Origin of the sequence: Streptomyces olivaceoviridis (assembly GCF_014650115.1) — a bacterium.
In the GTDB taxonomy this organism is placed as follows: domain Bacteria; phylum Actinomycetota; class Actinomycetes; order Streptomycetales; family Streptomycetaceae; genus Streptomyces; species Streptomyces olivaceoviridis.
The window spans coordinates 1-25,265 of record NZ_BMUI01000054.1 but is presented as its reverse complement, the minus strand read 5'-3'; the positions used below and the strand labels follow the sequence as shown (position 1 = coordinate 25,265).

Annotated in this window: 23 protein-coding genes and 3 pseudogenes; 10 read left to right on the top strand and 16 right to left on the bottom strand. The window is 71.1% G+C overall.

Annotated features, from left to right (window positions below; all coding sequences use genetic code 11):
- Positions 1–185 precede the first annotated feature (185 nt).
- Positions 186–395, top strand: a pseudogene (locus IE273_RS44475) (transposase family protein); the annotation flags it as partial.
- Here IE273_RS44475 and IE273_RS41575 read toward each other — a convergent pair.
- Positions 383–927 (bottom strand): annotated as a pseudogene (locus tag IE273_RS41575) (helix-turn-helix domain-containing protein); the annotation flags it as partial. The pseudogenes IE273_RS44475 and IE273_RS41575 overlap by 13 nt on opposite strands.
- A gap of 393 nt (positions 928–1,320) precedes the next feature.
- Between IE273_RS41575 and IE273_RS41570 the strand changes: the two are divergent.
- From IE273_RS41570 to pqqE, 8 genes are all read left to right on the top strand, one after another.
- Positions 1,321–2,715: a DNA-binding protein gene (locus IE273_RS41570; RefSeq protein WP_189820300.1), complete on the top strand. Its 1,395-nt coding sequence runs from the start codon at positions 1,321–1,323 to the stop codon at positions 2,713–2,715.
- A gap of 96 nt (positions 2,716–2,811) precedes the next feature.
- Positions 2,812–5,019, top strand: coding sequence for a catalase/peroxidase HPI (gene katG / locus IE273_RS41565; protein ID WP_189820302.1), 2,208 nt, complete (start codon positions 2,812–2,814; stop codon positions 5,017–5,019).
- A 276-nt stretch (positions 5,020–5,295) separates the two neighbouring features.
- Complete coding sequence (locus IE273_RS41560) at positions 5,296–5,760, top strand: MSMEG_3727 family PQQ-associated protein (protein WP_189820299.1); 465 nt, start codon at positions 5,296–5,298, stop codon at positions 5,758–5,760.
- 22 nt (positions 5,761–5,782) lie between these two features.
- Positions 5,783–7,492, top strand: a complete 1,710-nt coding sequence (locus tag IE273_RS41555; protein ID WP_189820298.1) for a PQQ-dependent dehydrogenase, methanol/ethanol family — start codon at positions 5,783–5,785, stop codon at positions 7,490–7,492.
- Positions 7,493–7,539: 47 nt separating this feature from the next.
- On the top strand, positions 7,540–7,635 hold the full coding sequence (gene pqqA / locus IE273_RS41550; protein ID WP_030651866.1) for a pyrroloquinoline quinone precursor peptide PqqA: 96 nt from the start codon (positions 7,540–7,542) through the stop codon (positions 7,633–7,635).
- Positions 7,636–7,763: 128 nt separating this feature from the next.
- Positions 7,764–8,462: a pyrroloquinoline-quinone synthase PqqC gene (pqqC, locus tag IE273_RS41545; protein ID WP_189820297.1), complete on the top strand. Its 699-nt coding sequence runs from the start codon at positions 7,764–7,766 to the stop codon at positions 8,460–8,462.
- Positions 8,463–8,467: 5 nt separating this feature from the next.
- Positions 8,468–8,797 (top strand): pyrroloquinoline quinone biosynthesis peptide chaperone PqqD, encoded by a 330-nt coding sequence (gene pqqD / locus IE273_RS41540; protein WP_189820296.1) that lies wholly within the window; start codon positions 8,468–8,470, stop codon positions 8,795–8,797.
- The gene (pqqE, locus tag IE273_RS41535) at positions 8,790–9,872 is read left to right on the top strand and encodes a pyrroloquinoline quinone biosynthesis protein PqqE (RefSeq protein WP_189820295.1); all 1,083 of its coding nucleotides are present in this window, start codon (positions 8,790–8,792) and stop codon (positions 9,870–9,872) included. Before pqqD ends, pqqE begins: the two co-directional genes overlap by 8 nt.
- Here pqqE and IE273_RS41530 read toward each other — a convergent pair.
- The 15 genes from IE273_RS41530 to IE273_RS41460 form a co-directional block, all read right to left on the bottom strand.
- Positions 9,832–10,371, bottom strand: a complete 540-nt coding sequence (locus tag IE273_RS41530; protein ID WP_189820294.1) for a manganese efflux pump MntP — start codon at positions 10,369–10,371, stop codon at positions 9,832–9,834. The two genes, pqqE and IE273_RS41530, sit on opposite strands and share 41 nt — an antisense overlap.
- A 291-nt stretch (positions 10,372–10,662) precedes the next feature.
- Positions 10,663–12,033, bottom strand: a complete 1,371-nt coding sequence (locus IE273_RS41525) for a COG1361 family protein (protein WP_189820293.1) — start codon at positions 12,031–12,033, stop codon at positions 10,663–10,665.
- A gap of 229 nt (positions 12,034–12,262) precedes the next feature.
- A complete protein-coding gene (locus IE273_RS44470; RefSeq protein WP_444545938.1) occupies positions 12,263–13,375 on the bottom strand; it encodes an NADase-type glycan-binding domain-containing protein in 1,113 nt (370 codons plus the stop codon).
- Positions 13,375–13,935, bottom strand: a complete 561-nt coding sequence (locus IE273_RS41515) for a phage tail protein (RefSeq protein ID WP_189820292.1) — start codon at positions 13,933–13,935, stop codon at positions 13,375–13,377. The genes IE273_RS44470 and IE273_RS41515 overlap by 1 nt, the downstream gene beginning before the upstream one ends.
- Entirely contained in the window at positions 13,936–15,903 is a 1,968-nt protein-coding gene (locus IE273_RS41510) for a putative baseplate assembly protein (protein ID WP_189820291.1), read from the bottom strand.
- Positions 15,900–16,307, bottom strand: coding sequence for a GPW/gp25 family protein (locus IE273_RS41505; protein ID WP_014671033.1), 408 nt, complete (start codon positions 16,305–16,307; stop codon positions 15,900–15,902). Before IE273_RS41505 ends, IE273_RS41510 begins: the two co-directional genes overlap by 4 nt.
- A 3-nt stretch (positions 16,308–16,310) precedes the next feature.
- The gene (locus tag IE273_RS41500) at positions 16,311–16,586 is read right to left on the bottom strand and encodes a PAAR domain-containing protein (protein WP_189820290.1); all 276 of its coding nucleotides are present in this window, start codon (positions 16,584–16,586) and stop codon (positions 16,311–16,313) included.
- A 61-nt stretch (positions 16,587–16,647) separates the two neighbouring features.
- The gene (locus IE273_RS41495) at positions 16,648–18,567 is read right to left on the bottom strand and encodes a VgrG-related protein (protein ID WP_189820289.1); all 1,920 of its coding nucleotides are present in this window, start codon (positions 18,565–18,567) and stop codon (positions 16,648–16,650) included.
- A gap of 8 nt (positions 18,568–18,575) precedes the next feature.
- Positions 18,576–19,367: a CIS tube protein gene (locus tag IE273_RS41490; protein ID WP_189820288.1), complete on the bottom strand. Its 792-nt coding sequence runs from the start codon at positions 19,365–19,367 to the stop codon at positions 18,576–18,578.
- Positions 19,368–19,370: 3 nt separating this feature from the next.
- A complete protein-coding gene (locus tag IE273_RS41485) occupies positions 19,371–19,802 on the bottom strand; it encodes a phage tail protein (RefSeq protein WP_189820287.1) in 432 nt (143 codons plus the stop codon).
- A 25-nt stretch (positions 19,803–19,827) separates the two neighbouring features.
- Positions 19,828–21,417, bottom strand: coding sequence for a hypothetical protein (locus tag IE273_RS41480; protein WP_229888108.1), 1,590 nt, complete (start codon positions 21,415–21,417; stop codon positions 19,828–19,830).
- Between the two features lie 125 nt (positions 21,418–21,542).
- Entirely contained in the window at positions 21,543–21,686 is a 144-nt protein-coding gene (locus IE273_RS41475) for a DUF6760 family protein (RefSeq protein ID WP_014671027.1), read from the bottom strand.
- Positions 21,683–22,123, bottom strand: a complete 441-nt coding sequence (locus IE273_RS41470) for a hypothetical protein (protein WP_189820285.1) — start codon at positions 22,121–22,123, stop codon at positions 21,683–21,685. Before IE273_RS41470 ends, IE273_RS41475 begins: the two co-directional genes overlap by 4 nt.
- Entirely contained in the window at positions 22,123–22,566 is a 444-nt protein-coding gene (locus IE273_RS41465) for a phage tail protein (RefSeq protein ID WP_189820284.1), read from the bottom strand. The genes IE273_RS41470 and IE273_RS41465 overlap by 1 nt, the downstream gene beginning before the upstream one ends.
- Positions 22,567–22,616: 50 nt before the next feature.
- Positions 22,617–24,182 carry a phage tail sheath family protein gene (locus tag IE273_RS41460; protein ID WP_189820283.1) on the bottom strand — a complete coding sequence of 522 codons (1,566 nt, stop codon included), beginning with the start codon at positions 24,180–24,182 and terminating at the stop codon, positions 22,617–22,619.
- 502 nt (positions 24,183–24,684) lie between these two features.
- Between IE273_RS41460 and IE273_RS41455 the strand changes: the two are divergent.
- A pseudogene (locus IE273_RS41455) lies at positions 24,685–25,265 on the top strand (hypothetical protein); the annotation flags it as partial.

Genomic DNA, 25,265 nt, shown 5'->3' with positions numbered 1-25,265 from the left:
CATCACCTCCGCAAAGAGCACCCGCCGCAACAACACCGCCCACCCGCGCTGCCCCCGCCAAGCCCTCCTGACGAACCCCCCACCGCCACACCAACCCGGGACAACCACCCCGGACCGACGAGTTGGTGCGTGACAGCGGGTTCGGTGTCGTTGTTGGCAGGTGGCCTGATCCGACTGTGGCGAGCATGGTCAATCGGGCGGTTCTCGCGCATTGGGTGTTCACGGATATCTCTCGGCGTCAGCTTGTCTGTCTGGTTGGGGAGTTGGCCATGCCGTGGCAGGCCGGGGTCGAGGGGCGTCGCCATGCTGCGCGAGGCGGGGTCAGGAAGCGGGCCGCAGGGACTGGAGCCCGTCACCACCTGGTCTTCGTCGACCGGCTGACGGCCACGCTCATCGGGGCGGTTTCGTCGGGCAGGTCCTCGGTGTGGGCCAGACGGGAGTGGTCGTCCAGCGCGGTGTGCAGGTAGGCATATCCGGTTCCGGTGCGGTTGCGGCGGCCGGCGGCCCGGCCGAGGACTTTGTGCCCGCCGCCGTCGGGGATGCGGCCGAGTTTCTTGACGTCGATGTGGATCAGTTCGCCGTGGCGGCGGCGTTCGTGGCGGCGGACGGGTTCGCCGGTGGCCCGGTCCCGCATGGCCAGGGCGGGCAGCTGGTGCCGGGCCTGGATGCGGTGGGCGGTGGACGCGGCGATGCCGCAGCGGGCTGCCAGACGTACCGGTCCGATCCGGTCCGATCCGGTGTTCGCGGCGCAGGCGCACGACCTGGGCCTCGACGGCAGCCGGGGGTGCGGCGTGGCTGGCGGTGGGGCCGGCTGGAACGGTCGTGCATCCCGGCCTCACCGTGCTCGTGGTAGCGGCCGGCCCAGCGGACGGCGGTGGTGGTTCCGGATGCCATGTGCGCCACTTCCTCGTGTGCGGTGGGGACGGGTACGTGTCGGCACACCGTAGAAACATGCAAGTCAGAAGGGGTCGGAGCAGCGGACGCAGGGCGAAGCCGATGATCGGCAGGGACAGCTCCCGGTGCCGGTCTACCGGGTGGACCGAGTGCTGTGAGCCGCGTGCCTCGCCCGCGCGTGTGCTGACCCCGGCCGGCCTGGACGCGGCATATCGCGCACGTGGCCTGGAGAGGGGCGTGCACAGGCCGACAACGGTACCTAGGGTGGGGAGTGCAGGTCTGTGACACAGCCTGGAACGAGTGACGAAGCACGAAGACGCGCGACGAAGGGCCCGGTCCGCCGCAGGGCCGGCCGCGACGAGCGGCGACCGGCGCATGGTGCGCGCGCCGTCGAGTGTCGGGGATGGACCAGGGTGGTTCTGAACCATGAGCGATGTACATCGGCTTGAGCGCGGCTCGGCGAACCTGGACGGCGGCACCGTGCTCGCGGCGTGGGAACGGTTCGTGCAGGGCGAGGATCAGGTCCCGGATGTCCGGCCCCTGGTGGCGATCTCCTGGCATCGCTGCCGAGAGCAATACCGGGTCGATCCTCACCTCACAGAGGCCCCGGTGGCCGTCGCGGAGCTCGACCACACGCCGGAGCGCGATGTCGTATTCGCTGAGCTGGGGTTTCGTGCTGCCTCCCTGGCACACGAAGTGGGCAACCTCGGTGGCGTCGTCACTGTCGCCGATGCCACCGGCCGGATCCTGGCCGAGTGGGGTGACCAAGCCACGCTCGCCAGAGCCGGCGACCCCAACCTGGCGCCCTGGTTCTGCTGGTCCGAGTGCGCGGTCGGCACGAACGGCATGGGCACGGCGCTGGAGGCGCACGGCCCGGTGACGATCAGGGGTGCGGAGCACTGGTGCCAGGTGCTTCACGACTGGGTCGGCGCGGGCATCGCGGTGCGCGACGTGGTGACCAGGGAACCGATCGCGGTCCTGAATGTCTGCCGCTGGCGCAGCCGGCTTCCCGCGTCGACGGAAAGCTGGCTGGCGAACGCGGCCGCCATGACCCAGGGCCCCCTGAAGAGGCGCGCCCGGGACAGCGGTGCCGAGTTGGTCGCGGCCTACACCCAGGCCAGGGCACAGTCCGGTGCGGCACTCGCCGCGGTCGACACCGCGGGCAAGGTGGTGATCGCCGATGACATGGCAAGCGTGCTCCTGGGGGTCCCGGCATGCACGCCGGCGGTCGACCCCACGCTGCGATGGAACCCCGGGCTGCCCGAACTGATCACTGCCGCCCGGTATGCCACTGGGCAGGCGGTCCACAATCCTGACTGGGTCGGCTCGACGCAGATCTTCGCCCACCTCGCCGACGAACCGACATCGATCAGCATCCGGCCCGTCTTCTCATCCGGACGCCTGATCGGGAACCTGGTCTCCTTCGGTGCCACCGACGGGGCGCAGTTGCCCCAGGCGGAGCGGGTCGTGCATCTGCGGGCGCAGCCGCGCCGACTGGTCGCGGTGCGGGACAACCGGATGGTGCTGCTGCGGCTGCCGGAGGTCTCCTTCGCCGAATCGCAGGGGAACGACGTCTGGCTCTCCACCGACCGGGGGCGATTGCGAGCCACCTCGCTGAGTCTGGACAGACTCGAAGGTGAGCTGGCGGATGTCGGCTTCCTGCGGGTTCACCGCCGGTATGTGGTCAACCTCAGCCGCATCAGGGAGGTGGAGCGCGGGCTCAAGGGCGAGCTGTCCTTGGTCATGGACGACCGGGCGAACGCCATGGTGCCGGTTTCCCGGCGGCACGCGCCGGCCGTGCGTCGTGCGCTGGGCATCTGAGTGCCCCGGCCCGACCTCTGTTCCCGGAAGGACCCGACCTCTGTTCCCGGAAGGAAGAGTCCCGTGTCTGACAGTGCGGACGCCGTTGACGGCGGGATGAACGTGGGGGGCGCGGGCGGCCTCGGCCTCTCTGCCCCTGCCGGGCACCGCAGTCACGCGATGGGGGGCCCGAGCAACCGCGACTGGTGGCCGGACCGGCTCGACCTGGCGATGCTCCGGAAACACCCCGCCATAGCCGACCCCATGGGCGAGGACTTCGACTATGCCGCGGAGTTCCGGACGCTCGACCTCGACGCCCTGGCGCGGGACGTCGACGAGGTGCTCACGACGTCGCAGGAGTGGTGGCCGGCCGACTTCGGCCACTACGGGCCGCTCGTGATCCGGATGGTGTGGCACAGCGCAGGTACATATCGCATCGTCGACGGCCGTGGTGGCGCCGGCGCCGGCATGCAGCGTTTCGCGCCGCTGAACAGCTGGCCGGACAATCGCAATCTCGACAAGGCGCGCCGGCTGCTCTGGCCGGTGAAGAAGAAGTACGGCCGCAGGATCTCCTGGGCCGACCTGATGATCTTCGCGGGCAACCGCGCCCTGGAGACGATGGGCCTCACGACCTTCGGCTTCGCCGGTGGCCGGGCGGACGTCTGGGCGCCCGCCGAGGACGTCTACTGGGGTCCCGAGCACGCCTGGCTCGGCGACGAACGTCACGGCGGCGTCCGGGAGCTGGAGAGCACTCTGGCCGCCGACCAGATGGGCCTCATCTACGTCAACCCGGAGGGCCCGAACACCGTCCCGGACCCGGTCACCGCGGCCCGGGACATTCGCGAGACGTTCCGGCGCATGGGGATGAACGACGAGGAGACCGTCGCGCTGATCGCGGGCGGTCACACGTTCGGCAAGACCCACGGCGCGGCCGACCCGGTCGCCTGCCTCGGCCCCGAACCCGAGGGCGCCCCCCTTGAGGAGCAGGGACTGGGGTGGAAGAGCAGCTACGGCACCGGAAAGGGCAGGGACGCCATCTCCAGCGGGCTTGAGGGTACGTGGACACCCACCCCGACGAGATGGGACAACGGCTTCTTCGAGACCCTGTTCGGCTACGAGTGGGACCTGGAGCTGAGCCCCGCCGGTCTGTGGCAGTGGATCCCGAGAGACGGCGGCGGGGCCGGCACCGTGCCGGACGCCCACGATCCGTCGACGACACACGCCCCGACGATCCTGACGACGGACCTCGCGCTTCGGTCGGACCCCGTCTACGAGCCGATCTCGCGCCGCTTCCTGGAGAACCCGGACCAGCTCGCGGATGCGTTCGCCCGGGTCTGGTTCAAGCTGACGCACCTCGACATGGGCCCGATCCAGCGCTACCTCGGACCGCTGGTTCCCCGGGAGACGCTGCTCTGGCAGGACCCGGTCCCGGCCGTGGACCACGGGCTCGTCGGTGCCGCGGACATCGCCGCGCTCAAGAGCCGGATCCTCGCCTCCGGGCTGTCCGTCTCCCAGCTCGTCTCGACCGCGTGGGCGTCGGCCTCGACGTTCCGCGTCAGCGACAAACGGGGTGGGGCGAACGGCGCGCGCATCCGCCTTGAGCCGCAGCGGGGCTGGGAGGTCAACGACCCCGAAACGCTGGCACGAGTGCTGCGCACACTGGAGGAGATCCAGGAGTCCTTCAACGGTTCCCAGACCGGGAACAAGAAGATCTCGCTGGCCGACCTCATCGTGCTCGGCGGAGCCGCCGCCGTCGAGCAGGCCGCCAGGACCGCCGGCCACGACGTCCAGGTCCCCTTCAGTCCGGGACGCACGGACGCGACGCGGGAGTGGACCGATGTGGAGTCCTTCGCCGCGCTTGAGCCGACCGCGGACGGGTTCCGCAACTACCGTGGCAAGGCCGGCCGGCTGCCGTCGGAGCACCTGCTGGTCGACCGCGCGAACCTGCTGGACCTGAGCGTTCCCGAGATGACCGTCCTCGTGGGTGGCCTGCGGGTGCTGGGCGCCAACCACCAGCAGTCGCCGCTGGGTGTCCTCACCTCGGCGCCCGGGTCGCTGACCAACGACTTCTTCGTGAACCTGCTCGACACGGGCACGGAATGGAAGCCGACATCCGCGCATGCGGAAACCTTCGAGGGGCGCGACCGCGCCACCGGCGAGGTCAAGTGGACCGGTAGCCGGGTCGACCTCGTGTTCGGCTCGAACTCCGAGCTGCGTGCCGTCGCGGAGGTCTACGCGAGCGATGACGCACAGGAGAAGTTCGTGCGGGACTTCGTCGCCGCCTGGACCAAGGTCATGAACCTCGACCGGTACGACCTCGCTTGATCGACGCGTCGCAGTGCGGCCCGGCTGCTCTCAACGGTGGCACATCGGTGACGAACGGCAGATGGTCGCGGCCGAACGGCATGAGTCGGCCCGCACCAGGACGCGCCTTGTCGGTGTGATCCGTCCGGCGTAGCGTGTTTCTTGACTACAGATTTCACATCCTTTCCGCTGTTATCCATTCAGCGTGGCGCGCTCCTTGAGTTACCGATTGCAGCCGGGCGCCACGCGGCGCGAAGAGGGAAATACAGGGAATCGGATGAGGGGAGAGAAACCCCGATGACGACGACCGCGCACGAGCGAGCCGACCTACTGGACAAGCTCGGGTTGGCCACACAGAACAAAGCAGCGCTGGGTCAAGTGCTGGGAACCGGAAGCATCGGGCAGGCCACCGAGGAACCGGACGGCCGTATGAAGGCCACCATTCGCATCCACCCGGATGAGCTGACCTGGGATCCTTCTATTCTGGTCATGCCCCACGGAGGCGATATCGAGCTGGAGCTCGTCAATGACGACAAGAACACGCACTGCGCACTGCTGCCGAGCAACGGCGACAGGAAGTTCATCTGGCTGGTGAACCATTCGCACGGGCACGCGCACCTCAACCTCGACGGTCCGGGCTACTACTGGTTCGCCTCGCCCACGGGCAATGACGAGGGCCGGGGTCTGACCGGGTCCATAGTGGTCCTGGGAGACGCTCCGCCGGAGGCTCGCCTCGACCGTCCCGAACAGCCGCGGCCGTAGGCAGAAGCAGGAGGTGGAGGAAATGACCGTCGACTACGCCGACTACGTCGACGCGGGTGAGGCTGTCGATCAGGGAAGCCTGAGCGGCAAGGTCGCGGGCGGGGACGTCGCGCCGCCGGTAGTGGCCGGTGTCGACTACGAGCGCATACTCAACGCCCGCCAGGAACCCCAGAACTGGCTCACCTACTACGGCGCCTACGACGGGCAACGGTACAGCCCGCTGGACCAGATCAACACGGAGAACGTCAAGCGCATGGTCCCCGCCTGGGTCTTCCAGGCCGGTACGACCGGACTGATCGCGGGCGCGTCGACCTACTCGTTCGAGGCCGCCCCGATCGTCGTCGACGGAGTCATGTTCCTCTCCGGCTGGGACGGCTGGGTCTGGGCGCTCGACGCCAAGACGGGTGTGGAGATCTGGCGGTACAAGCACGCGGTCCCCTTCGACGTGTCCTTGTGCTGCGGGAACGTGAACCGTGGGGTCGCCGTGGCTCAGGGGAAGGTCTTCTTCGTCACGGCGAATGCTCGTGTGCTCGCGCTCGACGCCACCACCGGCAAGCGGGTCTGGGACAAGACCTACGGGGACGTCCGGGCCGGGGAGAGCGCCACGCTCGCCCCGCTGGTCGTGAAGAACATGGTCATCGTCGGAAGTTCCGGTGGCGAGTTCGGCGTACGCGGCCACCTCGACGCGTTCGCTCTCGAAACCGGCGAGCACCAGTGGCGCTGCTACACGGTACCCAAGCCCGGGGAGCCCGGCTCGGAGACCTGGCCCGCCGACGGCGAGGCCTGGGCACGGGGCGGGGCGAACTGCTGGATCACCGGCACCTTCGACCCGGAGACGAACCTGCTGTACGTGGGCACCGGCAACCCGGCGCCCGACTTCGACGGAGAGGTCCGCGAGGGCGACAACCTCTTCACCGACAGCATCATCGCCGTGGACGTGGACAGCGGTCAGATCCGCTGGCACTACCAGTGCACCCCGCACGACGTGTGGGACTACGACAGCATCGGCGAGTGCATTCTGTTCGAGCAGGACGGGCGCAAACTGCTCGGGCACTTCGACAAGAACGGCTACTTCTTCGTCCTCGACCGCACGAACGGCGAGAGGGTCCGGATCACTCCCTTCGTCGACCGCATCACATGGGGGGCGATCACGAGGGACGGTCAGGTGACGGCCAAGGTGTACCCGGACAAGGAGGGAGAACCGGTCCACTTCTACCCGGGTCCGGCCGGTGCCAAGGAATGGACCCATGCGGCCTACAGTCCGAAGACCGAGCTCTTCTACGTCCCGGTCCAGGACACCGGTGCCACGGCCACCCGGCGGCGCCGGGAGTTCAAGGAGAGCATTCCCTACTGGGGCGCGGGCGTTCAGGTGGACATCGAGGACATGGCGGGGTCCATCAGCGCCTTCGACGCGGGTGGCGAGGAGAAGTGGCGCTGGCGCAACGAGCTCCCGATGTGTGCCTCGACGCTGGTCACCGGCGGTGACCTGGTGTTCGCCGGCGAGGCCTCCGGGGAGTTCAACGCGCTCGACGCCCGCACCGGGGAGCTGCTGTGGCAGTTCCAGTGCGGAAGCGGCCACCACAGCAGCCCGACCACCTACATGGTCGACGGCAGGCAGTACGTGGCCGTGCCGGTCGGCTGGGGCGGATGGGCCGAGGGATTCCTCCCCGGCATGCTCGGCGCGGGGCACGGAAGCGCCCTGATCGTGTTCGCCCTTCCGGAACCGTCGTAGCGCGTGACCGGAGCCTGCCGTGATTCCGGCGGAGAGGAGGTGAATCCATGGAGTCTCAGCTCGCTGTGTGGGAGACGCCCGAGTTCGACGAGATCACAGTCGCGGCCGAGGTGACCATGTACCTCGCTCGGTTGGAGGACTAGCGGATGAGGGGCGGTGCCGGGCCAGGTCCGGCACCGCCCGACGGCGCGTTCGCCGGGTGTGGGGCGGACGATTCTCGTGAGCGGCATGGAAGCGGCCATGGACGGCCTTGAGGTCCAGGTGTAGAAGCGTGACGACGACAACCATCACAACCGGCGCCGACGACTTCGTCGAGACGCTGCGGGCCCACTCGCGGCGATACCACGACCAGCACCCGTTCCACGTCCGGATGAACGCCGGCCGGCTGAGCCGCCGGCAGATCCGGGGCTGGGTGGCCAACCGCTTCTACTACCAGGAGAACATCCCCCGCAAGGACGCCGCGATCCTGTCCAACTGCCCCGACCCGGAGGTTCGTCGCCGCTGGATCCGACGGATCGTCGAGCACGACGGCACTGCCGCGGGCGAGGGCGGCATCGAGGCGTGGCTGCGCCTCGCCGAGGCCGCCGGGCTGACCCGTGAGGAGGTCCGGGACCACCGGCACCTGGTACCGGGGGTGCGGTTCGCCGTCGACGCCTACGTGAACTTCGCCCGGACCCGGCCGTGGGTGGAGGCGGTGGCGTCCTCGCTCACCGAGCTGTTCGCGCCCGACCTGATGGCGGCGCGGCTCGCCGCGTTCGAGCGGTGGTACCCGTGGATCGCGCCCGAGGGCCTTGCCTACTTCCGGACCCGCCTGGAGCAGGCCCCCCGCGACTGCGAGCACGCCCTGGAGGTGGTCACCGCGCACTGCCTCTCCGCCGAGTCCCAGGCGCGCGCCGTCGACGCGCTGTCGTTCAAGTGCGACGTCCTGTGGAGCCTCATGGACGCCATCGACCAGGCCTACGTGGAGTGAGCACCATGGACCCGACCCGTACCGGCACGACCCGGAGCAGCAGCACGACCCGGCCCGGCGTCGGGGTGTCCGGCTCGGACCGGCCCCGGTTGGCGGCCCACGTCCGGCTCACCTTCTGCCGGACCAGGCAGCGTAAGGTTCTGCTGCACCCCGAGGCGGTGGTGGTTCTGAACGGCAGCGGCGCGGCCATACTCGAACTGTGCGACGGGCGGCACACCGTGGCCGAGATCGTGGACGAGCTGGGCGCGCGCTACGAGACCGTCCCCGATGACGACGTCAGGCAGTTCCTGGCCCGGCTCGTCGCCCGGCGCTGGGTGGAGCTCACCGATGGCTAGCCCCCTCGGGCTGCTCGCCGAGCTGACCTACCGCTGCCCGCTGGCCTGCCCCTACTGCTCCAACCCGCTGAACCTGGCCGGCTATCAGGACGAGCTGACCACCGACGAGTGGCTGCGGGTGCTGACCGAGGCCGAGGACCTGGGAGTTCTCCAGTGCCACCTGTCCGGCGGGGAACCGCTGCTGCGGCGCGACCTGGTGCGGCTCGTCGCGCACGCCCATGCCCTGGGCCTCTACACCAACCTCATCACCAGCGCCCTCGGGTTCTCGCGTCCGAGGGCCGAGCAGTTGCGGGCCGCCGGTCTGGATCACGTACAGATCAGCATCCAGGCTGACGAGCCGACCGTGTCCGACCGGATCGCCGGGATCCCGTCCTTCCGGCGCAAGATCGAGGCGATGGGCGTGGTCAAGGAGCTGGGCTGGCCGCTCACGGTGAACGTGGTGCTGCACCGGCACAACATCGACCGCGTCGCCGACGTGCTCGCCCTGGCCGAGGAGGTGGGCGCGGACCGGGTGGAGCTGGCCAACACCCAGTACTACGGCTGGGCCTGGCGAAACCGGGCCGCGCTGCTGCCGAGCCGGGCCCAGCTCGAAGCGGCCGAGGCCGTCGTACGGGCCGCCGTCGAGCGGTTGCGGGACCGTATGGACATCATCTACGTCATCCCCGACTACTACAGCCGCTACCCGAAGCCCTGCATGGGCGGCTGGGCTTCCCGGCAGCTGACCGTGACGCCGAACGGCGACGTCCTGCCCTGTCCGGCCGCCCAGTCCCTGCCGTTGCCGCGGGCCAGTGTGCGGGAGGACCCGCTGGAGCGGATCTGGGCCGAGGCCCCCGTGATGACCGCGTTCCGCGGGACCGACTGGATGCCGGAACCCTGCCGGAGCTGCCCCCGGCGGGAGGTGGACTTCGGCGGGTGCCGCTGCCAGGCGTTCCTGCTCACCGGCGACGCCGCCCGCACCGACCCGGTCTGTTACCTGTCGCCCGACCACGACCTGGTCGCCCGGGCGGTCGAGGCCCTCCATGCCGACTCGCGGGTCAGTTGCCGAGCCACAACGGCAGCGTCCCGGCGGCGATGATCAAGGTGACCCCGCTCATCAGGTCCGAGCGGATCCGGATGAGGCGTGCCGCGGCCCGCCCGAGTTGCAGCCCGAGCAGCGACAACACCGCCGTCATGCCGCCGAAGACGGCGGCCGAGGACCACGGCGAGAGCCCAAGGACTCCCAGGCTCGCCCCGGCGAGCAAGTTGTCCAGGCTCAGTGTCAACGGGATGCCGAACAACGCCCACGGGTGGTCCAGCTCGTCCGGCTCGGGGTTCCGGAGGGACGAGATGACGAGGTAGAGACCGTACCCGCCGAGCGCGGCCGCGCCCACCACATCGGCGACGCCTCCGATGGACTCCCCGATCTGGTGACCGATCAACATCCCGACCAGGGGCATGACCGCGTCCCACAGCCCGAAGGTCAGCGCGACCTGCACCGCGCGCTTCAAACCGAAGGGGAGCGTGCCGAGCGCGATCGATACTCGGAGATTGTCGAGACTGAGCACGAAACCCAGGGCGACTATTTCCCAGATCATGGCGACTCAGCTGCCCGATGACGACCGGCGCCGGCGGAAACGACTCTGCCTGGACCAGCATGCACCATAATTCTCAAGGATATCTCAGGCGGTCCGCGAAATAAACGTGGCAAGCGGATTCCCGGAGGATTTCCTACATTGCTCGCCCGGCGATGGCCGGCGCTTACAAAAGGCTAGCTCATCGAACCTGTGCACCTCATTTCTGATACAGCCTGCACGTGTTACGTGTTATCTGGTCCGACGCTGGTGCCGAGCAGCCGCTCGGACGGCTGCTCGGCACCAGCGGGCTGGTCAGTTGACGGTCAGGACCGCCGTGTTGTTCGTGAGGTCGGGGTCGAATGTGAAGGGGTACTGGCCGAACTCGCCGTACGGGGGGTGGATGCTCACGGCGCCGGTGGCGCCGGGGACGACGGTGTCGACGCGCACGGAGAAGGCGAAGGTGCGCTGGGTGTTCTCCAGCACCCAGTACGGCATGTCGCAGTCGTAGCGCGGGGCGCCCTTCTGGTTCGGGTAGTAGCCGCCGGAGAGGGTGCGCGGGTGGCAGCCGGACGGTACGCCGGTGACTGTGGTGCCCCGGGGCACGATCAGCCGGACCTCGGCGACCGGGTCGCCGGAGCCGAGGTTGCCGAACCAGGCCGGGCCGTTGTTCTTGAACGTGAGCTCGGCCGTGGCCGTCTGGCCGGCCGCGCCGGAGATCGCGTCACCCGTCACGGAGAAGTCCGCCGTGCTGTCCGCGCCGATCTGGAGGACCGCGTAGTCGTTCTCGGAGTCGAGGTCCTGGGCGCCGTCGCCCGGCTCGACATCGATGTCGAGCCGCTCCCTCAGTGCGTGCGGGGCCAGTCGCACCGTCAGCGGCTCGGGCAGCTCGAAGGAGTCGCCCGGCGCCAGCACCTGGTCGAAGGTGCAGATCGCCTTGTTCGAAGGTGCGTAGTCGTCGCTGTTCGTCGTGGTGTAGGTGCACGCGTCGTACCGGGTCAGATCCGTCAGGCCGTACGAGGCGTACAGCTTGACGGAGACCCCGTTCGCGCTCTCGTTGCCCTTGTTGGTGACCTTGAACGGGATCGTCCGCTCGTCGCCGGGCTGACCGTCCTCGATGTCGGCGACGGGGTCGATGACGAGGTCGGGCCCGGCGCCGACGGTGAGCGTGGTCTCGAAACTCTCGTGCGGCGCGGTGAGCGTGCCGTCGGGGCCGCCGGTGGCCGTCGCCTCGTAGGTGATCCTGCCCTGCGCACCGGCTTCGGCGTGGTCGGCCGCGCGCACCGTCAGGAACACCTGGTCCTCGTAGTCGCCTCCGATCGCGGGCACCACGGGGATGCCGCACACCGCGCTCGTACCGCTCGGCGTGCAGTTGTCCGGCCAGGTCACCTCGGCGACCCCCGCGAGGCCGGAGACATCGACGGTGAGCTTGCCGTCGGTCACCGTGAAGTTCTCGTTGTCGTGGTAGATGCCGACGCCGAGGGTGCGGGACTGTGGCTGACCGCCGTCGGTGGCGAGCGGCAGCGATTGCTTGTACGGCTCGTTGATCCACAATTGGTCGGTCTGCGGCGGATCGTCGTCAGCGAACGCCGGCGCGGCGAGGCCGGCAGTCAGCAGACCGGCCGCCACCGCGATGGCGGCGCCGGATCTGAGACGTACCGGGCGTCCAGCGGAGAACAGTCTCATTGCTACCCCCAGGGTGTGGGAACGCACTGACGCGTCGGCAGCTCCGACGCGTCAGGATCATGACATGGCAGGGGAGCCCGCCGCGCCCCGGTTTTCCAGCCCCTTTGGCGGTGTGCGGGGCTGTACCGACGCTGTGATCGGGGATGGTGCGTACGGCGAGGGCGCAGCTGTCCAATGGTTCACGGGTGCCCTACGGAGTCGTCTGCTCCCTCAGGACTCTCCTCATGCGTCACTGGCGGCCGAAGAACTCCACCTCGGCGATGGCCACCCGGCGGTCCGGCCGGGTGCCGTACGCGGCGTCCACCGTCAGCCGTACCCGCGTCACATCCGCTCCCTGGACCTCGAAGCTCTGCTGGCCGGGTGCGTCGTTGAGACTGAGGTTCTTGGTGGTGTGCTCGCCCCGCGAGGAGACGAGGGTGACGGTGATCTCCGACGGCCGGGCCTGGCTGAGGAACTCGTCCGGCTTCGTCGAAATCCCGGAAGTGACCAGCAGTTGCCGCATCCGTACCGGGTGTTCGAAGTCGGCTTCCAGGTACTGACCCGTACCGGAGCCCCGGGCGGCCGGTGCCCAGTAGCGGTTGTTGAAGCCGTCGAAGGCCGCCTGCGCCCGGTGGGACGACGCCTGGCTGGAGGCGCGCACGTGGGCGGGGTGCAGGGGCTTCGGGTCGCCGGTGCTGTCCTGCGCGAAGGTGAACAGCTCGGTCAGCTGGGCACGGGCGAGCCATGCCACGACGACGAGGACGATCAGGAACGCCGGCAGTGTCAGTCGCGGCCGGCGCCACACCCGGAGCCTGGGCCGGTCCCCGGCGGCCGGCGGGCGCGGATCGCGGCTCGGCAGGATCCGGCGCCACCACGGCGGCCGGGAAGCCTGGTCGGGGGGCCGCGTGGGGTCGAGCAGGGTCCCGCAGCGTACGCACAACCGCCGTTCCTGTGGGTTCTCCGCACGGCAGCTCGGGCAGGGGCGGCCGTGGCGCCGCGGCGGAGCGTCCGGCCGCGGCGGCATCCGGGGCGGCGGGGCCGCGGGTGTGCCGGTGTGGTGGGCCGGCGCCTCACCCGGGTGGTGCGGTGGGTCGTCGGGCCGCCGTGGGACGACAGCGGACGGCGTGGCGGACGGCGTGGCCGGCGGGTGGGCGGGCGGGGGCGGCGCCGCCGCGGCCACGGTGGGGGCCTCGGGCCCGGGCGTCGCGGAGAGGGGAGCCTCGGGGGGCCGCGGCGTGGCCGGGCCCGTGGTGGGGGACGGCTCCCCGCCCTGCTCCTGGTCCGCCCAGTCCAGGAACGCCTGGCAGGACGCGCAGAAGCGGGTACCGGGCACATTGCGGTGGCCGCAGTCGGGGCAGACCATCACGCGCCCGCCTCCTCCGCCGTCAGGACCTCCACCTCGTACCCGACATGCGCGGGCACCTCGTCGGCCATCAGCTTCTCCAGCCGTGCCCGGGTCGGTGCCAGGGCCTGTGCGTCCGGCAGCCGCAGCCGTACCCGTACCCAGGGCCGTGCCGAACCGGGCAGTGCCGACCCCGGCTCACTGGACCAGGACGTGGCGCCGCTCTCGCTGATCTCCGGTTCGACGCCCGTCTCCGCCCGGATCGCCGCGGCCAGCCCCGCCCGGGTACCCCGCTGCCGGTGCAGGGCCACCGCACCGGCCACCGCGGCGCGGCGCCGGTCGACCGGCCGCTCCCCGTCCACCTCTGCCGCCACCCAACCCGCCAGCCAGGCCAGCAGGTCCTCGGGCGCGGTGCGCGGGTCCAGGTGTGCGGGCAGGTTGTCCAGAGTGAGCAGCACGGGTGCCAGCACCTCGTCCAGCGCGCTCAGGAACCCCGCGACGAAGGGCTGGTCCAGGTAGACCGCGGGCAGCTGGTGCAGCAGGGGGTGCGGTGTCGGCAGTCCGGGAAGTGTTCCGCGCACTCACGCCTCCCTCACCCGCAGCTGGTGTTCATAGCTGAACACCAGTGCGTGACGGTCGAGTTCGATCTTCGTGGTGGCCTCGCCACGCTCTCCGGTGAGCGGGTCCGCCGGGAACAGCCGTACGTCCTCGACCAGGTCGACGCCGGGCACCCGCTGCAACACCGCGAACACCTCCCCGGAGTGCACCGGCCGGCCGAACGGCCAGCCCTTCCCCTCCGGGCCGCCGGACAGCGGGTTGAAGTAGCCGTACAGGGCGGCCAGCGTCGCCTCCCGCAGCCGGTCGGCCGCCACCCCGCGGCCCGGCACCACCGAGGCGACCACGGTGACGCCCTGGTAGTAGGGCGGCTCCACGACCAGCCGGGTGCCGATCGGACGCCGCTCGTCCAGGTACGACGCGATCATCGCCAGGGTGTCCTGAGGGGGGATCAGCTCCTGGAAGCGGATCCGGCCCTGCTTGTCGTCGCCACCGGCCGGTACCACCAACAGCCGTACCCCGGACCCCTGTTCGGGCGACTGCCCGCCCTCGGCCGGCCTCGCCGGGACGCATGCCACGCGGGCGGCGTCCGGCGCCACCTCACGCGCCAGCAGCTCGTAGTCGTGTGGCACCACCGCCCGGTGCAGGGTGCGCAGCGCCATCGGTCCCCGCACCCGCGCGTTCTCCACCGTCTCGCCGTCCACCCCGCCCAGCGCCGGACGGCGGTTCTCCACCCGCGCCACGAACGGCAGCGAACTGCGCAGCACACGCAGCGCACCCCGGGCCACGTTGCCCCGCCGTCCGCCGCCCGTACGGTAGGACCGCACCCGCACCGGAGCGCCCTTCGGCGGCACCGCTCCGTACAGCCGCAGGGTGCCGTCGGGTTCCCGCACGGCGGGCCCGAAGTCCACCTGGCCCGAGTTGGGGTCCAAAGTGATGTGGCGGTCATAGGGCGTGGAGTGCGCGAAGTCGTCCACCCGCGTCCACTCCACCCAGCCCTGGCCCTCGGCGACCTCCACCACGAACGGCGCCTCGCCCGCCACCACCGGCGGCCGGGCCACCCGGAAACCCTGCCCCGGCACCCCCTCCGACAGGCCCAGGACCTCCTCCACGACGGTCTCGGCGTGCGCGACCTCCACCGTGCCGCCGATGGTGAACGCGCTCGCCCGGCGGACTGTCGGGGACGCCACATAGGCGGGCTGGTCCGCCGCGGCCTCCACCAGACGGCAGCGCAGCCAGCCGCCGGAGTGTCCCGCCACCACCGAGGCGGTGTGCGCGGCGGGCACGTGCAGGATGACCTCCCCGGCCTTGTTGAACCCGCCGGTGTCGTCCTTCTCGACCTCGCACGGTGCCCAGGCGGCGCCGTCCCACGCCTCCCAGACCAGCGGCGGGCGGCGGGGGTCCACACCGACGCCGTCCACCCGGCAGTCCAGGCGCAGTACCACCGCGCAGCGGGGCACCGGTCGGGACAGCCCCACGTAGAGACAGTCCCCGGGTGTGGGCGTGCGACTGAAGCACGGCACGTCGCGGCCGAGGGCCAGCTCCTGCGACCGGTCGGCGGCATTGCCGACGGCCGGCCAGGTGGCGAGCTGGGAGAGCGCGCACGGTACGACCGACAGGTCCCGGCCGGTCGTGAACACCACCGCCTCCTCGGTCTCGGTGCGCACCGTCGCCACCTCGGTTCCGGCCGCGACGCGCACGGTGTCGGGTTGCGGCGCGGACAGCCAGAACGTGGCCTCGGTGCGTGCGGCCGTCGGCGGATACAGCCGCACCCCGATGAGGTCCAGGAAGGCCAGGTAGTTCTTGTCCGGCACCCGGTTCAGCCGGTAGACGAGCTGGTCGACCATGGTGGCGAACGCCTCGATCAGCGTGACTCCGGGATCGGAGACGTTGTGGTCGGTCCACTCGGGGCAGCGCTGCTGCACCAGCCGCTTGGCCTCGTCCACCAGCTGCTGGAAGCGCCGGTCGTCCAGGTTGGGACTGGGGAGCGTCATGCGGACCCCTCGTCGTCCGGGATCACGTAGAACGGGAAGACCAGGTTGCGTGGGTCGTTGGTGCCCCGCACCGTGTACCCGATGTCGATGTAGAGCACCCCGTCGTCCGCCTCGTCGAAGCGTACGGCGACCTCCGCCACCTCGATGCGCGGCTCCCACCGTTCCAGGGCGAGCCGCACCTCGTAGGCCAGCTGTCCGGCCGTGCCGGCATCGGCGGGTGCGAACACGTAGTCGCCGAGCGCGCACCCGAACTCCGGGCGCATCGGCCGCTCACCGGGAGAGGTGGCCAGGATCAGCCGGATCGACTCCTCTATCTCGCGCTCGTCCCGGACGAGCGCGACGCTGCCGGTGGCGTCCGTACGCGGCGGAAACGCCCAGCCCGCGCCGATGAACTGCCGGCCCATGCCTCACCCTCCGATCTGCACGCTCGGGCACCCGGACGTGACCGGCGAGCCGCAGCCCGCCGCATCGCCCACCCGGACGGCCGGCCGGCCGCCGATGAGCACCGTGGAACTACCGGGCGGGGCGAGGACGCTCGGGGCGTGCGCGGCGGGCGAGGAGCACTGGTGCGTGGTGCCCACCGTCGCCGCGGGCCGCCCGCCGATCAGCACCGTGGGCTCTCCGGGCGGGCCGATCACCCCGGGATGCCCGGTGGGATCGCCGACGCGTGCGGCTGCTGGCATGTGCTGTGCCCCCTGCCTGGTCCTGATCCGTCCGGTGCCGTGCCTGTCTGTGCCGTGCCGTTCAATTGATGCGCACCATGGGCGCGTTGACGGTCAGCGTGTTGCCGCCGCGGAGCTCGGTGCGGCTGCTGCCGTTCACCGACACCTGGCCGCCCCGCACCTCCACCGCGCCACCCGTGGACAACCGCACCTCTCCGGTGCCGCCGTCCACCTGGACCCCGGTGCGGGCCGTGAGCTTCACCGAGTCGCCGCTCAGCTCCAGGGTGCCGTTGCCCGCGTCCAGCGCGACGCCGCTGCCCGCCTTGATCGAGACCTGCTCTCTCGCCTCGATCTCCACCGTGCCGTCGCTGTGCACCACGATGGTGGTGCCCCTGCGGTCGAGGTTGATCCTCAGCTTGCCGTCGCCCGTCACCAGCCGTACGCCCTGCGGGCCGTTCGCGGCGTCCAGCAGCTCCAGCTTGTTTCCGCCGCGCGAGCCGAACGCGCGCTTGTTGACGGCCCCGCTCGTGGGGTCGACGGCTTCCGCCTCCTGACCGTCCCCCTGGCCGCCCTGGCCGCCCTGGCCTCCGGCCTGTGGCTGTCCGCCCTGCGCCTGCCCCGGCCTGTCCTGGCCGTTGTAGAGCGCGGCGAGCACGTAGGGACGGTCCAGACGACCCTGTTCGAACCCGACCAGCACCTCGTCGCCGACCTCGGGGATGAACGCCTCCCCGCCTCCGGTACCGCCCGACTGCGCGGTCCGCGCCCAGTCGCTCGCGTACTCGTCGGACAGCCAGGGGAACCGCACCTTGACCCGGCCCAGACCCTCCGGGTCCTTGGTGTCCGTCACCGTGCCGTTCGCCAGCCCGGAACACCGCGAGCCCCCACCGGCGCCGCCCCCCGGACCGCCGCCGGTCAGCCCGAACAGCGAACGCTCCTGCTGCCCGGAGACCGTCACCCAGGTCTCGTAGCCGCGGACCGGATCGAACACGTGCCGGGAGGACGTCACCGTGTACCGGCCCTCGAAGGGCGCGCCCACCCCGGCCAGAGCGACCGCGCCACCCGCCCGCACCTCGGGATTGCCCCGGATCACCGCCTCCAGCTCGGCGAACGACCCCGCGATCCGCGCGGCGAGGGCCTTCGCCGCCTGGTCCACCCGGGCCTGGTTCTCGTACGGCACGTCCGACACCACGAAGTCCGCCTCGCCGAACGGCCGCGCCACCTCGGCCGCCGTCACCCCCAGCTCCAGCGTCGCCGTCCCGCCGGCGTCGGCGCGGCCGACCAGCGGCTGCTTGGCCCTCACGTCCCACCCCCGCACCTCGACCGCCGACACCTGTTCGGCGGCGGACACCCCGGCCCGGCAGCGCAGCAGGTTGTCACCCATCTCCAGGACCAGGGGATCGCGGTCGGCGCGCGCGGACGTGTCCGGAGCGGCACTCGCCCCCGTGGGCCTGACGACGTGCAGCCGACCGTCCGCCACATGGATCTGGGCACCCGCCTCCTCGGCCATCGAGCGCAGGAACTCCCAGTCGCTGACGTTCGGTTGGGCCACGTGCTCCAGCACGGGGCCCGCCACCTCCACCGTGCCCGGTTGCAGCCCCGCCCGCCGCGCCACCCGCACGCAGATGTCGGCGAGCGTCATGTTCTGGTAGCTGGCCACCCGACGGCCGCGGAGGAGGCGGTGCGAATCGTCCAGCCCCCGCACCACCGTGAACGTGCCCGTGTCATCGATCTCCACCTCCAGCGCCGTCACGCTCCCGGTGAACAGCGGCCGCGGTGACGGACCTCCACCGGCGCCGGCCAGCAGCCGCACCCGGGTGCCGATCCGCACCCCCGTCTGCTCCAGCAGCACCCGACCGGGGTCACGGAAACGCAGCACGAACAGGTCCGGCAACGTGCGGCTGTCGTCCACGTACCCCTCGACCAGGGTGTTGGCCACGGCCGGCGGCAGCGGACGGCCGTCGAACTCCACCACCAGCACCTTGGCGACGCTCTGATTGACCATGACCGGCCTCACCGACCCCCGTCGTGTCCGTCGCCGCCGTCACTGCCGCGCTCCAGTTCGTCCAGCGCGGGCAGCAGCAGCTCGCGCCCCTCGGGCAGGCGCATCGGGTCGTCGATCCCGTTCGCCTCCGCGATCGTCCGCCAGGCCGCCGGGTCGCCGTACTCCCGCCAGGCCAGCAACGCCAGCGTGTCGCCGGCGCGCACCCGGTGCACACGGCGCGCGTGCAGCGCTCCCGAGGTGGGGTTCTGACCGGGGGTCTCCCCGGTGATCTCCTCCATGGTGACCTGGCACACCGCGCGGATCGGCACCCCCGAGGTGGTGAACAGGGTGTACTTCGCCTGTACCTGGCTGACGTAGCCGGGGAAGCCGGTGAGGCCGCCCCAGTGGAAGACCACCCACGGCGGCGAGGCACGCTGCCGCTGCCGCGTCTCACTCGTCGGCACACAGCAGGCGAACAGCTTCTCGACGGCGGCCACCACGCTGGTGTCCTGGGTGTCGCTCGCGTCGAAGAACATCTCCACGGTGAGCTTGCTGGGCTGCGGCCCCTGGTACTCGGGCGGCCCCGCGCTCTTCGCCCCCTTCGCCGGAGTCCGCTTCCAGGCCGCCGCCTTGGCCAGCGACAGCTCCTTGGGGTTGAACTGGAAGTCGATCCGTCCGCACGGCGCGCCCGGTGTCAGACTGCCGCCCGGCGGCGGGGTGCGCAGCTCCAGGTACGCGTGCTCCAGCTTGGGCCGGGCCCCGCCCCCCTGGGCGGCCCTCGTCCCCGCGCCCGCCGCGCTGAACGCCACCGGCGAACTCACCGCTCAGCCCTCCATCACATAGCCGTGGTGGGCGATCTCGATGGTCTCCGTCGCCACCTTGGGGGACTCCGGGTTGAACGAGGGGCCGGTCCAGCGCACCGGCACCACCTCCAGCAGCCCCCACTGCGCCACCTTGCGGCCGTCGCCGGTACGCGCCTCGATGTGCGCCGTCCTGCGCTTGATGCCGGTGGTCATGCTCGCGAACCACTTGGCCACCTTCTCGGTGTCCCGGGTCAGCGGCCTGGACAGCTTGACGTTCGGGTACTTCAGGCGGGTCGGCAGCTGCCACACGTGGCCGTTGTTGCCGCCCTCCTCGCGCTGTTCGAGCACCACCTCGCAGCCCAGGCCCTCGCAGGTGTTGAACGAGCCCAGTTCGATGCCGTCCACGGTGACGACGAAGCAGACGCTGACCGCGGGGTCATCGGTCACGGCCATGCCGTACCCCTCCTCTCCGCACTCGTCAGTGCCTGGTGTCGATCAGATGGCCGGCCCGTTCCCGGTCCAGCCGCAACTCCGCCTTCAGCAGCCGGCTCAGCGGTGCGAACAGGGCGCGGACCAGTGCGTCGTCCACGTTCGGAGCACCGTGCCCGGAGCCGCCGGGCGCCGCGCCGTGGGCCTGTTCCCCGGGCCTCTCCTGGGCGGCGGAGGATGCGGCGCCCGAGCTCTCGGGAAGGGGCTCGGGCGACGGCTCGGCGGACGGAGCCGGCGGGCCGGGCGGATCCGGGGGAGGCGGCTCGGAACCGGTCGCGTCACGCTGGACGACCCCGGACGACGGGGCGGACGGCATGCGCTGGACGGCTGGGGGGAGCGGCACCGAGGCCGGCCGCGGACCGTACGGCGGCGCGGGACGTGCGGACGGCACGGACGGCGGGTGGAACACCACCGAGCCGTCGGCCCTACGCTGTGCCACCCCTGCGGCGACGGCCACCGCGCCCGCATCCGGCACCGGGCCGGACCCGGGAGGGGACGGCTCCCGTGCGGCCCTGGGCGGGGGAGCGGCCGACGGAGCGACGGTCCGCTGGGCCGACGGCACCGGAGCGGACCTGGACGGTGTCCCCTCGGCGCGGGCCGGGTCCGCTCCCGCTGTCGCCGCCGGACCGTCGTCGGTCCCGGAGGACCACCGCAGCGGTACGACGCGCGCCTCGGCCTCGCCCCCGCGGAATTCCGGCGCGCCCTCGGCTCCCGGGGGCAGCACCCGGGAGAAGAGCGGCACCTGCCGCTGCGCGACGAGCGGCACCACCGGCCCCGCCGCCGGGGCCGGTTCGGCGGCCACCGGCGTTCCGGCGGCCGTGGCCCGCTGGATCCGTACGGGCGTGGTGGTGGCGGTGACGGCCGGTTCCGGTTCCGGTGCCGGGCCAGTGTCCGCAGCACGCACGACGAGCGGGTCGTCGGCGAGCAGCGGCCGGGACGGCGGGTCCGGCAGGGCGGCGCCGGGCTCGTCCGGTGCCAGGGGACCACTGGTGCTCGCGGCGGGCCTGCGCTGGGCCGTGGGCGGCAGCTCGGCCAACGGCTCTCCCAGACCGAAGCCGTGCGGGCGTGCGGAGCCCGGCTCCACGGCCCGCTGGACCGGCGGCGACGCGGACGCCGGTGCGGACGGTGCCGGGGGGCCACCCGTTCGGGCACCCGGCCGCGGTCCCTCGACCGGCACACGCGCCAGCTGACGCAGCGGCATGTCCGGGGGCACGGCCGAGACCAGTGGCGCGGACGTCTCCACCGTGACGCCGCCGCCCGCGTCGTGCGGGGTGGGCGGGCCGTCGAACCCACCCCCGTCCACCGCGCGCTGCAACGGAACGACCGGGAGCCGCGTTCCACTCTTCGCCGCCGCCGCGCCCCGGGCAGCCGGGGACACCTCACGGCTCACCGTCGGCACCTCTGCGGACGCGCTCGGCGCCACCAGCCCGTGGCCCAGCCCGGACGGCGCCTGAGGACTCACCAGATGGCCGAGCGGGCTGAGGAACGACGCGTCCCGCCAAGTGCCCAGGGAACCGCGGAACCCCGCCGGATCCGTCACCAGGGCGGGAGGGTCCACCGTACGCTGGAGTGGCGGCACCTCACGCCACCCCGGGGCGTGCGCGGGGGGACCGCCCGTCTCCGGTGTGCTCCGCGACGCAGGGCGCTGCGCGCCCTCGCCGCGACCACGCCCACCGGTGAGCCAGGAAAGCCATCCCATCGCCGTCACCGCTCGTTCAGGCGGGCGACGTACTCGACGTACCGCAGCCGGTCCGGGTGTTCGAGATCGAGGATCTGGTCGAGGGACCAGTGGAAGTGGTAGGCGAGGTACGCGACTTCCTCGTGGATCCGGTCGGCCGCGTACGTCATGATTCCCCCAGGCGACCACCACCGGACAGGTCCACCGCGAAGTTCTCCCGGCACGCGGGGCAGGTGACCGCGGCGCGGGTGTGCCCCTCGGCGTTGATCCGGCGGTAGAAGTCCTGGAGGAAGGCGAGGTCGGAGGCGAACAGGTCCTCGACGACGCCGGGGTGGACGTCCTCGATCGTGCCGAGGCGCACGATCACCCGTGAGATCAGCACCACCGACAGATAAGCGGAGTTCTCCCGGACCCGGTCGTCCCGCAGCGGTACCAGTTCGTCGCGGGCGGTCGCCAGCCGCATGACCCCGCCGCGGTGCACGGTCCCGGACTCGTCCACGTATCCGCGTGGCAGCTCGAAGGGGAACTCGGTACGCAGTGTGTCGGCCGGCCCGCTGCCGTCCGCTTCCGTGCCGGTGGGGGCGGACGCCGTGATCGTACGCCGCATCAGTCGACTTCCACGCTTTCGTAGGTGATCGACAGCTTCTCCGTCAGCACGGAGGTGTCACCCGCCTTGAGCGTGCTGATCTCCAGCGACTTGGGCCATGCGTTGATCAGCTTGTAGCGCTTGATCGGGATGCCCTCGTAGTCGTAGACGATGATCGAGCCGTTGCGGCGGGCGTTGACCATCTTCCCGAACCGGGAATCCTTGATCCATCGCTCGAAGCTGTTGTCCTCCGTCAGACCGCGGGTGACGGTGACCTCACCGGCCTTGGGACGGCCGGGCAACTTCTTGATCGCGTACTTCCCGTCGGCCGTGTTCTGCTTCAACTCGATGACGTCCTGCTCCATCTTCAGACCACTGACCTCGGTGATCTGCTTGATGAGGACGCTGTCGAACTCAAGGCCGAAGGAATGTCCCACGGAACTGTCGAGCTCGGGGAGCGGCATGCAAGCCTCCTAGAATCCGTCCGTCGTGAGGGCCCTCGCAGCACCCACCGTCACTCGTCGATCCCGCCCGACCCCGCTGACAACTGCGCGAGCCGGAACACCACGAACTCCGCCGGCTTGACCGGGGCCACCCCGACCTCGCAGATGACCTGGCCCGCCTCGATGGACTCCGGAGGATTGGTCTCGCGGTCGCACTTCACGTAGAAGGCCTCGTCCGGCGTCAGCCCGAAGAGAGCGCCCTTGCGCCACTCGTTGACCAGGAACGCCGAGATGGTGCGCCGGATACGGGCCCACAGCGCGTCGTCGTTCGGTTCGAAGACCACCCACTGGGTGCCCGCCAGAATCGACTCCTCCAGGTAGTTGAAGAGCCGCCGTACGTTGAGATACCGCCACGACGTGTCGTCGGCGAGCGTGCGCGCGCCCCACACCCGGATACCCCGGCCGGGAAACGCACGGATGCAGTTGAGCCCGATGGGGTTCAGAAGGTCGTGCTCGCCCTTGGTGATCTGCGTCTGCAACCCGACCGCGCCGCGCAGCACCTCGTTCGCCGGCGCCTTGTGCACCCCGCGTGTCTCGTCGTTGCGCGCCCAGACACCCGCGACATGCCCGCTCGGGGGCACGAAGGCGTCGCGGCCCACGGCCGGGTCGAACACCTTGATCCACGGGTAGTAGAGCGTCGCGTACTTGGAGTCGAACCCCGCCGTCTCCTCCCGCCAGGTCTTGATCTGACGCGGGCTCAGTCCGGGCGGGGGATCGAGGATGGCGATCCGGTCACCCATCGCCTCGCAGTGGGTGATCAGTCCCCGCTGCACCGAGAGGACCGTCTCCAGATCCAGCGCTCCGCGCTGGAACGCGCTCATCAGGTCGGGTGCGGCCACCATCGTGACCTCCTCGACGGCCTCCAGGCCGCCGAACCCGGTGCGCCGGTCAGGGTCGCCGACGTACGCGTCCGCCGACAGCGTGTCGGGCACCGCGACGGCCCCCGCGCCCGGCCCGGTTCCCGGCGCCGCGAGCAGCGTCACGGACTGCGCCTCGGGGCGGGCGGGCGCCGCCCCCTTGCCGGACTCCTCCAGCCGGATGAGCTGCGAGCGGGCCCTGACCTGGGTGGCCACGTTGTCCTTGCTGCGCTTGGTGGTCACGGACGGATACGTCTCGGCGACCACCCCGTCCCGCTTGACGATCAGGGTGAAGACGTCCTGCGGCGGGTCCTCGCCCTCGGGATCGGCGACCTCGACGGTGATCTCCCCTGTGACACCGGGCAACATCTTGACGGCATACGGTCCGAGCCGCGCCGTGGGCCCCGCGGCGAACTCCCGCGCCGTTCCCGCACCCGTCTCGTCCCGCTCTCCCTCCGGTTCGCCGATCCGTATCACGTAGCAGATACCGCCGCCGTTGGAGAAGTACCCGTGGACGGAGGAGGCGAGATACGTCCCCTCGACGAAATCACCGAAGACAGTGGTGAACTGCGTCCAGTTGGTGATCAGCGTCGGCTCGTTGAACGGGCCCTTCTGCGCGAACCCGATGAAGGCGGCGACCGAGGTCCCGACCCCCTCGATCGGCCGTGACCCGGATTCCACCTCTTCGACGTAGACACCCGGGGACAGGTACGACGGCATACCACTCTCCTTGACCGGGGAAACGACAGCGATTGTTCCCGGGCGGACGATCCGCGTAGAGGGGCTTTCGGCCGCACCGGCGTACAGAACGCCGTGCCCGAAGGGGCAGTCCACGTCCCTTCCCCATCGGGCACGCCCCTCTGCCCTCGCCGCTACACCGCCTGTCACGGGCATGCCCGCGGGGAGTCGGCACCCTGAGGAGCATGCCGCGGACGCCACTGCCGCCACCACCGCTGTCCCACCGCCGCCCGGCCGAACGGGTGACGCGGTGACGCCGGCCCCGCGGAAGGCGTCGCCGACAGTCCGCCCCGCCCCGCCCCCGCGGCAGGCGGGCACCGCTCCCGCGCCGGAGCGGACGCCTCCCCCCGCGTCTCCAGGGCGGGGGCTGACCCCCCAGAGTCTGCGGCGCCTCCAGGGCGCGGCCGGCAACGCGGCCGTCTCGCGTCTCGTGGCCCAGCGCTACACGGCCCCGGTGAAGCCGCCGCCGTCACAGGCGCCGGGCATGCGCAGGGTCACCGCCGACATCGCCGCCAAGAAGCAGAAACTGGCCCAGCACAAACCCGCGACCGCCGAGTCCCGTTCGGCCCAGGACGCGGCGAAGGCCCCGCCCGACGACAAGGAGGCGCAGGGCAAGGCCGCCAACGCGGAGAAGATGAACGCGGCCAGGCCCGGCGCGTTCGACAAGGCGGCCTTCATCGCGGCGGTCAACGAGGCGATCGCCGCGCAGGCCCCCAAGAACCTCGACGAGGCGGACAGGTTCGCCGATTCCGGCAAGGCCGAGAAGGTCAAGGGCGCGGTCGACGGCAAGGTCACGGACGGCAAGAAGGCCTCGGCGAAGGAGATCGAGACCACGACCAAGGCGGCCCCCGACACCTCCAAGGCCAAGGAGAAGCAGGTCGTCCCGCTGCGCCCGGACCAGCCTCCGGCGAATCCGGGTGCGCCGAGTGCCGCGGACGCGACACCACGGCAACAGCCGCCCGAGGTCACGGACTTCTCGGAGGGCCCGCGGAAGACCGACCAGCAGATGGCGGACGCCGACGTCACCGAGGAGCAGCTGGCCAGGAGCAACGAGCCGGAGTTCAC